Below are 12727 nucleotides of genomic sequence, written 5' to 3'. Positions count from 1 at the left end.
TCTTTTTTCTAAACTTTGAATTTACTCTTTTGCTTCAGGAATGCTTGGCTTCGCCAGTTCGTTAGGCGTTGGTGCAGGAGCCGCATTCGGATCGGTCTGCGGAACCTCCATCTGTCCAGCCTGCATGCTTGGATCCATCTGTGCTTCGTGGGTACCGTTCATGATAGCCTGGTTTTCCTGTGCTTTCTGGTAGTAATCCTTCACGTATGGATCGCTCTTGAAGTGCTCTGTAGCCTTGCTCATGATATCCTCTATCCATGGCGAAAGCATCGGATACTGGTTGCCCATGGTTACGAGGAAGAATACGCCTGGTCCCAAGACATTCTCGAAGTTGTCGGTAATGAAGGTAGTCACCAGCTTGTCCTCCTGCTCGGAGAGTTTCATCGCCTCAGCATTCAGTTGGGCAGTCACCGCCTGCATATCGCTTCCATTCATGATGGCCTGGTCGTGCTTATGCACCAGTTCCCGCTGCTGACTCTGCAGCTGCTGGTATTTCTTGAAGAATCCGAAGAGCTTGTCGTTGAGTGGCGTTCCACTTACTACCTGCTGTACATCGTCGAGTTTCACGGTAATGCTTCCAGCCTCCAGCACCAGCGGCAGAACAGGCTCATCGTCCATGAATACATTTGCCATTCTTGCAGAATCTACCGTTCCCTGGAAATGGAACTGTCCATGTACCACATCACAGGAGTCGATCTTGCTGAATTCGTTATTCTTTAAGATTTGAAGGTAGAGCATACGGCCATCCAGGGTACTCACGTTGGAAGTACCCGAAATATCGTAGCTACTGGCGCATGAGGTAAGCGCCACCAAGGTGATAAGTGCGTAAAATATCTTATTCATAAGCTTTATAATTCACATTCAGTGAACAAAAGTACAATCATTTCTTGAAGTACCGAAATAAATTGATGCAATTTAATTGAATATTACAAGTATTTATGTTTTATTTGCATTCTCCCCCCTTCATTTCGTGCGAAATGCGGAAGGTGGTGTAGAGTTCCAGGATAGATGCCACCAGCATCACCACGATCCACTTGCCGTAGAAGATGGAGTAAAAGAGCTGCGGATTGCCCAGCCATTTCTCGGTAAAGGTATAGACTGTATCCACCATCGAGATGCCGGCAAAGATAAAGAGGATGTTGGCTACATTCTGGATGCGCTTCAGGCGATGGATGACAGGCGACTTGCCCTCGTAGGTCTGCATCGACTGGATCACGCTGAAGAGCACGGTGCCCAGAAGGAACACCCAGCTCGTGGTTTCCACCAGCCAAGGATAAATCTGTTTCAGCACAAAGCTGCACGCACCGACAACCATCAGCACGCCGCCCAACAAAAGCAAAGCACTCTGTATTTTATTCAACTGTTTCATCTTTCTTACTTTCTTTTTCTGTTCGTTCACACCTTATTATATATAGAAAGCGCTATATAGATAGCGTTACCGGATGGAATCCTTGTCCTCCTCGTTTTCATCTATTTCCACCGAACCGGGCAGGTCCGTGCTCAGCACGAAGATATCCTCATTGTCAGCCTTCATGAAGTAGCGTTCGCGTGCTATCTTGCCGAAGACTTCCGGTCCCTTGCGCATTTCCTTCAGGATGCGGAGATCCCGGTCATACTCCGTTCTGTACTTTTCTATCTCAGAACGCAGCGTGGCTATCTCAATCTGATACTTGATATGCTGGCGGATGCTATTGTCGTCAATGACACCCACTATCAAAACACCCGCAATTATCACTATAAGATATTTATAGTGAGCGAGATAATTCCATATAATACTTAACTTTTGACTCATTAATTTCCGAATTTGTTTGCAAAGATAATATTTTTTTGTTATCTTTGCATCACAATTAAGAAAAAATAATGTAAGTGAACGTATATTCAAGCAAAAAAGAATGGAAGAATACATAGTTTCGGCTAGAAAATACCGTCCGATGACCTTTGATTCGGTGGTTGGACAGAGTGCGTTGACTACCACATTGAAGAATGCAGTGAAGAGTGGCAAGCTTGCCCACGCTTATCTTTTCTGCGGTCCGAGAGGTGTGGGAAAGACCACCTGTGCCCGCATCTTTGCCAAGGCAATCAACTGCGAGCACCCTCGCGAGGACGGCGAGGCATGCAATACCTGCGAGAGCTGCCAGGCTTTCAATGAGCAGCGCTCCTACAACATCTTCGAGCTGGATGCCGCCAGCAACAATGGTGTCGATCAGATCAAGACCCTGATGGAGCAGACCCGCATCCCGCCTCAGGTAGGCAAATACAAGGTGTTCATCATCGACGAGGTCCACATGCTCAGTGCCGCCGCCTTCAATGCCTTTCTCAAGACCCTGGAGGAGCCACCATCGCACGTGATCTTCATCCTCGCCACCACCGAGAAGCACAAGATTCTGCCTACCATCCTGAGTAGATGCCAGATCTACGACTTCGAGCGGATGACCGTGCCCAACACCATCGCCCACCTCAAGATGGTGGCAGAGAAGGAAGGCATCCAATACGAGGAGCAGGCGCTTGCCGTCATCGCCGAGAAGGCAGACGGAGGTATGCGAGATGCCCTCTCCATCTTCGACCAGGCTGCCAGCTTCTGCCAGGGCGACATCACCTACCAGAAGGTGATAGAAGACCTGAACGTGCTCGACAGCGACAACTACTTCAAGCTCGTGGACCTCGCCCTGGAGAACAAGGTGAGCCAGATGATGCTGCTGCTCGACAATATCCTGGGCAAGGGATTCGACGGCGGAAACATGATTCAGGGACTCGCCCAGCACGTACGCAACGTGATGATGGCGAAGGATACCCAGACCCTGCCGCTGCTGGAAACCAGCGAAGAGCAGAAGGCAAAATACGTGGAGCAGGCAAAGAAGGCCCCAACACCTTTCTTATATAAGGCACTCCAGCTGATGAACAACTGCGATGTACAGTACCGACAGAGTTCCAACAAGCGACTGCTCGTAGAGCTGACCCTGATACAGATTGGTCAGATTACCCAGCCGGAAGACCAGGATGTGCCTAGTGCGGGGCGTACGCCCCACAGACTAAAATCCCTGTTTCAGAAAATCGTTGCCCAGCTTAAGCCTGCCTCTCAGGGTGCAGGTGCCGGGCAAGAGAGCGGCAGCAAGGCTCCCATTACAGGAGCACAGCCTGTCGCTGCAGCTACTGCTGCGCCTATATCAACAGAGAAAAACGGCCCAGAGGAGGCTGCTTCCGCAGCATCGCCGAAGGCAAAGACCATTCTCAAGTCGCCGGCTCAGGTAAAGCTGAAAGGCATCGGCATGAGCTTCGCCAACCTGGAGAAGACGGAGCAGAACAGCCAGCGCATCTACAATCCTATCGACCAGCTCAAGGAAGAAACACCGGCATCAACCGGAGCTGCCGCCAACCACGACCAGCCTTTCACCCAGGAACAGGTAGAAGGCCAGTGGATCAGCATGTGTCTGAGAATGCAAGGCATCAAGGACTTCATCGGACTTGCCAATCGCATGAAACCGATCGTACCTACCATCACCGACTTTCCGCATATCGAGGTAGTCATCGACAACAAGCTGCTGCTCGACGACGTGGTCAAGATCAAGGGCAGAATCCTGCAGACCTTCAGAATCGGCTTGAACAACAGCCAGGTAACCCTCGACTACCGTCTTGCAGAAACGGATGAAGTAACCCGAATCCTTTCCAAGCGAGAGATACTTGAGAATATGATAAAGGAAAACCCTGCCATCGGCAAACTGACCCAGGATCTACGGTTAGTCATGGCATAAACAAACAGAATAGTAAGACAATAATGGCAAGAAGACTTAGAAAGAAGCGTATAGCCGTGATACTGCTCACGTTTACAGCCCTCATCGGATGGACCACCCACAGCTGCGTATCGCGCTGCACCTCATCCGACAAGGAGAAATCTGCAGATTCACTGCCTACGGTACATATCAACGATTCCATCACCAATGCCCTCACCGAGGGAAAGGCATACCAGGAGATGGATTCCGTCATCGAGAGATACCTCAAGAGATGGGAAATCAACGGTGCCCAGCTCGTCATCACCCGCAACGACTCCCTGCTCTATGCCCGTGGATTCGGATGGGCAGACAAGGAAAGGGGCATCCGCATGGAACCCAACATGCTGATGCGCTTTGCATCCGTATCCAAGCTCATCACGGCTGCCGGCATCATGAAGCTCGTAGAGATGAAGAAGCTGCACATGGGCGACAAGGTGTTCGGACAGAAGGGCATCCTCTGCGATACCACCTATAACAACAGTATCAAGGACCAGCGCTACTACAACATCACCGTAGAGCAGCTGCTGCGCCACCAGGCAGGTTTCAACAACTATGCCGGCGACCCGGTATCCTCCACCCGTTACATCATGATGCAGAACCACCTCACCACCCCTCCCGACCACCCTACCCTGCTCAGGATTCTCCTGAAGCGTCATCTGGGTTATACGCCGGGCGAGGGCAAATGCTACAGCAATCTGGGCTATATGATTCTCTCGATGATCGTGGAGAAGAAGAGCGGAATGAAATACGAGAACTTCATCCAGAAGTATGTGCTCCAGCCAGCCGGCTGTTTCGACATGCACATAGCGGGCACCTATTACAAGGACCGCCGTCCTAACGAGACGAAGTATTACATGCATCAGGGCAGCATTCCGGTTTATGAGTACAACAACAGCGGCAGGATGGTAGAGAAGTGCTATGGCGATACCGATCTTCCCCGACTTTCGGGAGCAGGAGCCTGGTGCGGTTCGGCAGCCGAGCTGTCGAGATTCATTGCGAGCATCGACGGCATACCTCATGTCAAGGATATCCTGAGCAGGAAGAGTGTGCAGTTTATGACGCAGGAACAGCCTAACCATCAGTACTCCATAGGCTGGAACTACACGCCGAAGAGCAACCGCCCTTGGATCCGCACGGGTTCCCTTGCCGGCACCTCTGCGCTGATTCTGAAATATCCCGACGGTCAGTGCTGGATTCTCATCACCAACACCTCCACCTGGAAGGGTCATGGCTTCAGCAACGACACCATGGCATTCTTCGAGAAGCTGCGCAAGAAATATATGCCGCAGATGCCTAAGCGTGATCTCTTCCTGTAAGAAGGACAGAGGGATGTAATCTTCAAAGCAAAAAAACAGCTTAAAATTTGGAGGTTACAAATATTCAGCGTATCTTTGCATATATGTTTAATTAATTATGGAGGATAGAATATGATGATATACGTAGCCAACCCACTTTACGATGCCGTCTTCAAGTATATGATGGAAGACGAGCGAATAGCCAAGACATTGAATATCGGAGAGGAGGAAATACAGGAAATATTATCCTAACTGATAATTCAAAGTGCCGATAGGAAATCCTATCGGCACTTTTTTATAGCTTGCAAATAGCCGTAATAACAAATATTATTCCCGCTAGACGTTCCGACGGATTTGCAATCCGTCGTAAGAAAAGGTTCGACCTATTAAGCCGGGGGATTTGTAATCCCCCTATCCCATCGATATGCCGACTATTGCCTGAGGGCTGGGGATAAAATATCCCCAAAGCATAAAGAGGTTAGGTCAGTTTTTGACGGCGGATTGCAAATCCGCCGGAACGCCTAACGGAGGAAAGGACATACATTCGTAATCTGCATCTCCGCTTTATGTTTTTTATGAATTGCTCAGATTCTTAATGATTTCCAAAGACAGCTGGGTAGCTTTGGCAACCTGTTCGGCAGAAATTCCCATTGCCAGCATATTCTTTGCTATATCCTGAGCTTTCTGATTCATACCGATTTCAATACCCTCCGCAAGACCTTCACGCTTGGCTGTGTCTACGGAATTCTTGATGTCGCGATATGCCATCATGCTGGTCTCGTACTCCCTCATTTCCTGCGGAGTAAACTTAGCTATCTCGGCTTCCTCGAAGAGGCGGTCGAAAACCTTGTCGCACAGCTCCTTCGGACGCTGGGTAAGCTTATAGAGGTTCTTCAGTGCATAGAGCCACTTCTCGTAGAGCGTATCCAGTTCTTCCAGGGGTTTGTTGAACTTGGAAATCTCTACATAAATATATTCGAGTTTGTCGTAAAATACTTTGTGGGTAGCTGTGTCGCACAACTGCACATGATGGCGGATTTTCTCCTTGTCGAAGGCATCCTCGTTCATGCTGAAGTTGAGCAGGGCTACGGTATAGACATGATTGAGTTTGAAATCCCAGTCACTCCCCTTTGGTGCCTGTTCACGGATAGGGAAGGTTGAGTAGAAAAGGGCGCGGTCCTTGAAATACGTCTGGTAGGCATTCTGCATTTCAACGATGAACTTCTCGCCGTTTTCGCCCTCGCAATATACATCAAAGATGGCTCTGCGGTCGGTATATACATCTCCCACATGCTCTGGATTCAGATACGATACGTCCTTCACAACCTGTCTGCCATTAAACAAGCTGTTGAGGAAGCAAATGAGCAAATCCTTGTTCATTGCTGTTCCAAAAATTCGCTTGAAACCGAAGTCGGTCAGCAAGCTGATGTATCTTTCTTCTACCTGCTTCATAATCATCTGTTTTAAAAATCCATGCCGCAAAGGGCGACTCTAGTTAAAAGAATGATAAAACATTTTCTAATTTAATAATTGCTTAACCATTTGATTCACATTTAAATTCTTTTGGATGCAAATATACTGCAAAATCTTGATAACGCCAAATATTTGAATGAAATTAACATCATTATTGGTCAAATAATACTAAATTCCCCATCCTGCCAGAACATACAGGTTGGGGGAATTTCATGAGATGCTATGAAGCCAGCAGAGGCTGAAGCTTCGTGGCATCGAAGCAGGGACAGGCTTTCTGCATGCCCGGCAAATCGCGGTGACCCAGAATGGTCTTGATGGCCGGAAACTCACGGTGAAGACGGAGGATGAGAAGCTTCATCGCCTCCTTCTGGGCTGGCGTGCGGGTATCAGAAATGCAACCGCTCGGCGACAAACCGCCTTCGTAGCAGATACCGATGGAATGAGCATTGTAGCCCAAGGCATGAGCACCCATCCGCTCCACCGGACGGCAGGGATAAACCACACCTTCCTGGGTGATGTAAAAATGATAACCGATGTCGCGCCAACCATTCACCACCACATGGTCGTGGCGCAACTGCTCCAGAGTGTAACGGTGATTGCAGCGGCTACCGCTGCAATGCACCACAATCATATCAATCTTTCTCATAAGCCGTCCTCCTCTCTATAGGGTGCACGATGATACACCCAGTGCCCCAAGCAGGGCGGTTAATACTGTCACCACAAACTTGATGACCTCGTTCAGTGTCTGTCTCTTCTTTTCTGTCATACGCTAAAGATTTTAAAGATTTAAATGAATAAAATTAAATGATACTTACCATGATGCCATGATGCAATGGTTCTACAAACTTACATTGTCACCATCAGAGCCTTCACCATCAGTACTGCCGCCCGTTGTACTGCCACCCGTTGTACTGCCACCCGTTGTACTGCCACCAGAGGTATGCTCGCCGTCGGTAGAAGAATCGCCACCTGCAGAACTGTCTCCAGAAGTATTCTGCTTCTTGCTGGCAGCCTTCTTTGCCTCCTCGATGTCGATCGTCTTGGCACCCTCCTTCTCAGCCTTCAATGCGGCACGCTGTACTGCACGGGATGCTACCTGTACAAACTCCATATTCTGGAATACAGAATAGAGTTCCGGACCTGGAGCATACTGGACGTTGACACCCTTGATATGAATGTCGCTCTTGAAATCAGCGGCACTGTCAGCACCATCACTGACAATCTGCAGACGGAACTTGCCCAAGTCGCCAAACTCCACCTGGTTACCACGCTGAAGCTCCAGTATCAGATTCTCTACCGCACTTACCAATACTGCGGTGACATCTGCGTAGGTAACCGTGGTCTGCATCGCAATCATCTTAGAGAACTTCTTGAGCGAAGTCTTCTCGTTCACCTGGGCACGGGCATAAAACTTACCCTTACCTGCATTCTTTCCAAACTTAGGAACGTACTTTACCAAACTGTAACTAACTGACATAATACTAAAAATTTAAATTGTGATAGAATGTTCGTGCATCGGACTCTTCCCGAATGCAATGGCAAAGTTACGAAACCGGCGAGGGGGCATCTGCACACTTTTGTCCGCTTCCGTCGTCTTCTGCACTCTTTCGCCTTCTTATGTTCACTTTTGCACTCTTTTATCAGGCACGCCAATCGCTCGTAGGAAAGAAGAGAGTCGTTCATAGGAAAGATGAGTATCGCTCATAGGAGCGACAGACCACGCTGATAGGAATGATGGGTATCGCTGATAGGAGCGGCAGCCACCGCTGATAGGAACGAGGGCTATCGCTGATAGGAGCGACTGTCATCACTGATAAAAACGATGGACATCTGAAAAGAGAGCATATCACAATCAGGGCAAATCCGCAAAATAATACCACTATCAGAGCAAGTTTGGAATACCCTCAGGGCTAATTACAGAATAACGGAAGAATTCCAGCCACTACCAAAGCGACATCTAGCATTACAACATTCTGCAGTTCAAAAAGTTACGAAAAATTTTCTCCTTATACATTATACATATATAGGGGAAATGAATACGTTTTATATCTATCTACATCATACGTAATGCGTGAGGAGGATTATTTTTCTGCTTTTTTTTGAGAAAAAATTTGTTCGTTTCAGAAAAAAGTTGTAATTTTGCATTCGTAAAGCTCAGAGAACGTGTTTCTCATCCCGATACAATGTATTGGAAAAGCTTTTTGTAAGTAACTTCAATAATACACTCTAAGTACAAAGGGTTGGCCCCCTTTTTAGAGAATCCAAATTGAAATGCTTACCGGGCATTCTATGCCTGTTGTTTCGATTCAGAAACAACGGCGTGGAAGAGAAGTAGGCAAATTTGGATAAAGTTGAGGAAGCGCGCCAATTACCTTATTATTAAGGTCAATGTTTTCTTCAGTCAGTATTATTTTCCCACTTTGACTCCATGCCGTCTTTAATAATAAACAACTACGATTCGCCCACAGTTCTGGACAGGTCGCTAACAATCTTAAAGTAAAGATAGTAATGAGTATTAAGTTCAAACCAGACTCGACCCTATCGGCCGAACCTTTCCCTTCTGCACCAGCAGAAAAGGACATCATCACACTCTTAGGAGTGCAAGGGCTTTCCCACAATGATTATTCCATTGTGGAACTAAAAGTTATGTTGCAGCTCATCAAGCATGCACAGAAGGTGATTGTCAACTACGTCATCCCAAAGCGTGTGAGCCACAACGGATTCTATTTCACTTCTGAGCAACTGGCTGCAGGTCACACCATTGTGGAGATGAAGCTCTCCGAGCTGGACATCACCGGAGGCAAGCACTGCGCCCAGTTGCGACAGGTGATTACCCAGATGCCGAGAAAACCTATCGAACTGCCTTTCAAGGTGGGCAATCAGACGGGTTATCGCCTCTTCGACTGCCTGTTTGAGAGCGAGGTATATAAGAACCGCCAGGGCAGATGGATGGCGAAGTTCATCTTCGGCAACAATCAGCTCCGATTCTTCTACAGCTTCAGCAAGGGTGCCAGCAAGATTGATCTGAATGTAGTTCAGAAGTGCAAAAGTGCATCGAGCATCAAGCTCTATCTCCTTTCCAACTGCTGGGCGATGAAAGGCTACACTATGATCAAGCCTGAAAACCTGATGGCGCTGATGCATGGCAGAAAAGACTACTATGCTTCGTGGTCGGAACTGGAACGTAAGACGATCCGCTTTGCCTGCAAAGACCTGAAGCGCCTCTACAATCACCACATCATCGACTTCTATCTCACCTACCAAGCCTTCTTCCGTGAAGAGGGAGAAAAGAAGCATCATCACATGCCGGATCACATCACCTTTACGCTTCACGACCGCAGAAGTACTGGAGACACAACGGATGGCGGCAAGATTCCGGAGGAGTTGGTAGTAGCCCGCATCAAACTGAAAATAAGACTGATACTCAGCTACAAAGTAGAAGAAAGCTGTGCTGTCAAGTTGAGCAACCGACTTTCTCTCGACATGCTAGGCGAGCTGAACGACTGGTTTATCCGCAAGGATTATTACCTGCACAAATGTGAAGTGGAGCATAAAAAGATCAGAACCGGTGCCTATATAGCCAAGGCCTTGGATGGCTTTTTCAAGGATCATCATGCGTAGATGAAGTTTGCTTATGGAAATATCGAATCGTATGTATAGCAAGACGGAATTGGGCTTGCTCTTTTTTCCGGAAGCCACCAGCAAGGCGACAGCTCGCCGCCATCTGATGGATTGGATCAAGCGTTGCATTCCTTTATGGGATGAGTTGAAGAAGCAGGGATACCTGGTTGGCTGCCAATATTTTTCGCCCCGACAGGTAGCTGTAATCTTTGAATATCTGGGAGAGCCGGACGAAAGCTGACTCCTCCCGCTAGATCATTGAATGCCAAATAAAAATTAAAGGAGCATTATACAAGATTTCCCTATAAGCCAGGCTGCAGAACCTGTGCTTATGGGGAGATTATTTAAGTATCGTTTCTGCAAAATATGTGGCGCCATTAAAAGTTGAATTACACTTTAATGATGATACCATTAAGACGATAGATGTAGGTGCTTTTATCAGAAATCACCCACATCCGCAATATAACTCTTACTTGAATGAAAACAAATTCAAAAAGTTCAAGATAGAGTTTGGTAATATCGTTTGGGGAAAGAATTGGGATTTGATATTTCCAATAGATAAGTTATATGCTGGCGTTTGCTGCTGAACAAGAAAAGTATGTTGTATAAGTCCTTAATACAGTGACTTTTACCGCACCTCATGGAGAAACAACAAGGGTCTATATGCCACGATGAAAAGGTGGCGTATAGACCCTTCTTACTTTCCGGTATCCTTGATATTCCCCCAACCTGCAAACTGCGGGCTGGGAGATTTGCCCCCTATCCCATCGATATGCCGGCTACAGTCTGATTGCAGGGAATATGTTATCCCCAGAGCATAAAGAGGTTAGGTCATTGTTTGACGGCGGATTGCAAATCCGCCTGGACGCCTAACGGAGGAAAAGGCATATCCGACGCTACGGACAAGCTAGTTAACAGAAGATACTGCTACTACCTGTGGCTTATAGGAATATAAAGTGTTTAAACGAGTTTAATACTAGTTTTAAACTCGTCACACACCACTTTATGACTTTTCTATGATATTTTGTGTTAAAAATTGGTATAACTAAGTAACTAATAAGATAAAAAAGATGATATATCGCAGAAAATCACTATCTTTGCAACGGAGAAAAAATACAATATAACAAAGAAACAACAGAATAATAAATAATAAATTAAGGAAAAATATGGGAAATCTTTTTGAAAGTCTTAAAGATTATTTCGAGAATACCCCGAAGGGAGTTCTCGACAATGATTGGAAAGAAGTAGAGAATCTCAATGAGATTGGTCCCGATGTCATTGAGTACGCCAGATATGTGAAGGAACTATTTGGTGTAGATGTGTTGTATTCTGATTCTGATAAGAAATTGGATACGCATAAGTTTGACGTGTCTGTAGATTCTGCTATGGAGAGGATAGATGCAGACGCTCTGTATTTTTTTGCAGCATAAAATATGATGAATAAGCCAGCTTTTAAATTAGAAGAATATCACTTTACAAAGGCGTCATTGGATTTCAATATACCTAGTAAGGCAGAGTTGAATATCGTATTCAACCCTAGAGGTATGTTTAATCAGAAGGAGGCAACCTATGAATTGGATTTTGATGTTAAGGTGGAATGTAAGGAAACAAGTACAGAGGTAATCTGTGTTTCGTGTGTAGCATTGTTTTCTTTTGAGGATCGCATTAAGATTTCCGAAATACCGGAATACTTCTACCCAAATTGTCTTGCTATCGTATTTCCGTATATCAGAGCATTTGTAAGTACGCTTTCTCTGCAAGCTAATGTAAGACCCGTAGTCTTGCCTACTGTTAATCTTATGGGGCTTACAGAGAGCTTGAAGGAGAAAACAACTATTGTAGAATAAATGATATGAAGACCACGAAAATATACCAGACGCTCGAGGATAGGCAGAACTATGAGGAAGTGGAGCAGCATGGTCCCTATTTTTGTTCTGTTACATATCCTAATGGTATCCTGAAGAAGGGTAGTAAACAGCCGTGGTTAGGTAGCGGATACTATTTTTGGGATACTAGAATTTGTGATGCTCATTGGTGGGGGAATAATGTTTATAACCGGAATGGTTATATCATTTGTCACACTACATACGACCAGCATTCGCCTCTGCTATATGATTTGGTAGGCAATGTTGACCAGTTCGATGAGTTTATTAAATGTGCGGACTTGATAAAAGAAAAAAGAAATTTATCTCGGGTGAGTTTTCCTGTTGTGCTTAAATACTTGAAGAAGACAGGAAACTTCAACTTTAGTGCAATCAGAGTCTGGCCACATCCTGACTATCTCAATAAAACATCAGTGTTGTTTCCTGATAACAAACTTTTTCTTGGGAAAGCTGAAAAGATACAGATCTGTTTTTTCGACAAGCAACTACTGATAAACCCATACAAAATTGTATATAGAAAGAATTCTGCTGCGGAACAGACCATTTAAATGAAACAATTCTGCTGAACAGGCCAAATCCCCCACCCCGCTTTTTAACCCACATTGCAGTCACCCGTCATGTAACTCCCTGATTTCCAATATCCAGATTTTTTGAGGTATGATTTGGGTGTAGCATGGATTTTCTTTTC

At 46.2% G+C, this 12727-nt stretch carries 14 protein-coding genes; 7 read left to right on the top strand and 7 right to left on the bottom strand.

Annotated features, from left to right (window positions below):
- Positions 1-21 precede the first annotated feature (21 nt).
- The 3 genes from AAAT87_RS04020 to AAAT87_RS04010 form a co-directional block, all read right to left on the bottom strand.
- Positions 22-843 carry a DUF4369 domain-containing protein gene (locus AAAT87_RS04020; RefSeq protein ID WP_298530015.1) on the bottom strand — a complete coding sequence of 274 codons (822 nt, stop codon included), beginning with the start codon at positions 841-843 and terminating at the stop codon, positions 22-24.
- 100 nt (positions 844-943) lie between these two features.
- Complete coding sequence (locus AAAT87_RS04015) at positions 944-1369, bottom strand: hypothetical protein (RefSeq protein ID WP_295023664.1); 426 nt, start codon at positions 1367-1369, stop codon at positions 944-946.
- 66 nt (positions 1370-1435) lie between these two features.
- The gene (locus AAAT87_RS04010) at positions 1436-1792 is read right to left on the bottom strand and encodes an FtsB family cell division protein (RefSeq protein WP_089542914.1); all 357 of its coding nucleotides are present in this window, start codon (positions 1790-1792) and stop codon (positions 1436-1438) included.
- Between the two features lie 100 nt (positions 1793-1892).
- Here AAAT87_RS04010 and AAAT87_RS04005 point away from each other — a divergent pair, with 100 nt between their 5' ends.
- Together AAAT87_RS04005 and AAAT87_RS04000 are read left to right on the top strand one after the other, a co-directional pair.
- Complete coding sequence (locus AAAT87_RS04005) at positions 1893-3749, top strand: DNA polymerase III subunit gamma/tau (RefSeq protein WP_298530012.1); 1857 nt, start codon at positions 1893-1895, stop codon at positions 3747-3749.
- Between the two features lie 23 nt (positions 3750-3772).
- Positions 3773-5083, top strand: a complete 1311-nt coding sequence (locus tag AAAT87_RS04000) for a serine hydrolase domain-containing protein (RefSeq protein ID WP_349225709.1) — start codon at positions 3773-3775, stop codon at positions 5081-5083.
- Between the two features lie 552 nt (positions 5084-5635).
- On the opposite strand, the gene AAAT87_RS03995 is transcribed toward AAAT87_RS04000, so the two are convergent.
- The 4 genes from AAAT87_RS03995 to AAAT87_RS03985 form a co-directional block, all read right to left on the bottom strand.
- Entirely contained in the window at positions 5636-6514 is an 879-nt protein-coding gene (locus tag AAAT87_RS03995) for an Rpn family recombination-promoting nuclease/putative transposase (protein WP_431996900.1), read from the bottom strand.
- A 241-nt stretch (positions 6515-6755) separates the two neighbouring features.
- Positions 6756-7181: an N-acetylmuramoyl-L-alanine amidase gene (locus tag AAAT87_RS03990; RefSeq protein WP_295025581.1), complete on the bottom strand. Its 426-nt coding sequence runs from the start codon at positions 7179-7181 to the stop codon at positions 6756-6758.
- A gap of 15 nt (positions 7182-7196) precedes the next feature.
- A complete protein-coding gene (locus tag AAAT87_RS15515) occupies positions 7197-7301 on the bottom strand; it encodes a smalltalk protein (RefSeq protein ID WP_153096588.1) in 105 nt (34 codons plus the stop codon).
- 72 nt (positions 7302-7373) lie between these two features.
- Positions 7374-8012, bottom strand: coding sequence for an HU family DNA-binding protein (locus AAAT87_RS03985; RefSeq protein ID WP_349225707.1), 639 nt, complete (start codon positions 8010-8012; stop codon positions 7374-7376).
- 1154 nt (positions 8013-9166) lie between these two features.
- Here AAAT87_RS03985 and AAAT87_RS03980 point away from each other — a divergent pair.
- The 5 genes from AAAT87_RS03980 (at position 9167) to AAAT87_RS03960 (ending at position 12587) form a co-directional block, all read left to right on the top strand.
- Positions 9167-10156, top strand: coding sequence for a replication initiation protein (locus AAAT87_RS03980; protein WP_349225706.1), 990 nt, complete (start codon positions 9167-9169; stop codon positions 10154-10156).
- Between the two features lie 13 nt (positions 10157-10169).
- Positions 10170-10397 carry a DUF4248 domain-containing protein gene (locus tag AAAT87_RS03975; RefSeq protein ID WP_119250464.1) on the top strand — a complete coding sequence of 76 codons (228 nt, stop codon included), beginning with the start codon at positions 10170-10172 and terminating at the stop codon, positions 10395-10397.
- 925 nt (positions 10398-11322) lie between these two features.
- Complete coding sequence (locus AAAT87_RS03970) at positions 11323-11586, top strand: recombinase (protein ID WP_296972889.1); 264 nt, start codon at positions 11323-11325, stop codon at positions 11584-11586.
- A gap of 3 nt (positions 11587-11589) precedes the next feature.
- Entirely contained in the window at positions 11590-12003 is a 414-nt protein-coding gene (locus AAAT87_RS03965; RefSeq protein ID WP_296972890.1) for a protein-export chaperone SecB, read from the top strand.
- A 5-nt stretch (positions 12004-12008) separates the two neighbouring features.
- Entirely contained in the window at positions 12009-12587 is a 579-nt protein-coding gene (locus AAAT87_RS03960) for a hypothetical protein (RefSeq protein ID WP_349225705.1), read from the top strand.
- Positions 12588-12727: the final 140 nt, after the last annotated feature.

This window comes from Segatella sinensis (assembly GCF_040095255.1).
Classification (GTDB): Bacteria; Bacteroidota; Bacteroidia; order Bacteroidales; family Bacteroidaceae; genus Prevotella; species Prevotella sinensis.
The sequence above is the reverse complement of the archived record's forward strand: the minus strand, read 5'-3'. Positions and strand labels throughout refer to the sequence as shown.

Coding starts and splice junctions, on each gene's coding strand:
- AAAT87_RS04020 (WP_298530015.1), bottom strand. CDS start 843: ATGAATAAGATATTTTACGCACTTATCACCTTGGTGGCGCTTACCTCA.
- AAAT87_RS04015 (WP_295023664.1), bottom strand. CDS start 1,369: ATGAAACAGTTGAATAAAATACAGAGTGCTTTGCTTTTGTTGGGCGGC.
- AAAT87_RS04010 (WP_089542914.1), bottom strand. CDS start 1,792: ATGAGTCAAAAGTTAAGTATTATATGGAATTATCTCGCTCACTATAAA.
- AAAT87_RS04005 (WP_298530012.1), top strand. CDS start 1,893: ATGGAAGAATACATAGTTTCGGCTAGAAAATACCGTCCGATGACCTTT.
- AAAT87_RS04000 (WP_349225709.1), top strand. CDS start 3,773: ATGGCAAGAAGACTTAGAAAGAAGCGTATAGCCGTGATACTGCTCACG.
- AAAT87_RS03995 (WP_431996900.1), bottom strand. CDS start 6,514: ATGAAGCAGGTAGAAGAAAGATACATCAGCTTGCTGACCGACTTCGGT.
- AAAT87_RS03990 (WP_295025581.1), bottom strand. CDS start 7,181: ATGAGAAAGATTGATATGATTGTGGTGCATTGCAGCGGTAGCCGCTGC.
- AAAT87_RS15515 (WP_153096588.1), bottom strand. CDS start 7,301: ATGACAGAAAAGAAGAGACAGACACTGAACGAGGTCATCAAGTTTGTG.
- AAAT87_RS03985 (WP_349225707.1), bottom strand. CDS start 8,012: ATGTCAGTTAGTTACAGTTTGGTAAAGTACGTTCCTAAGTTTGGAAAG.
- AAAT87_RS03975 (WP_119250464.1), top strand. CDS start 10,170: ATGGAAATATCGAATCGTATGTATAGCAAGACGGAATTGGGCTTGCTC.
- AAAT87_RS03970 (WP_296972889.1), top strand. CDS start 11,323: ATGGGAAATCTTTTTGAAAGTCTTAAAGATTATTTCGAGAATACCCCG.
- AAAT87_RS03965 (WP_296972890.1), top strand. CDS start 11,590: ATGATGAATAAGCCAGCTTTTAAATTAGAAGAATATCACTTTACAAAG.
- AAAT87_RS03960 (WP_349225705.1), top strand. CDS start 12,009: ATGAAGACCACGAAAATATACCAGACGCTCGAGGATAGGCAGAACTAT.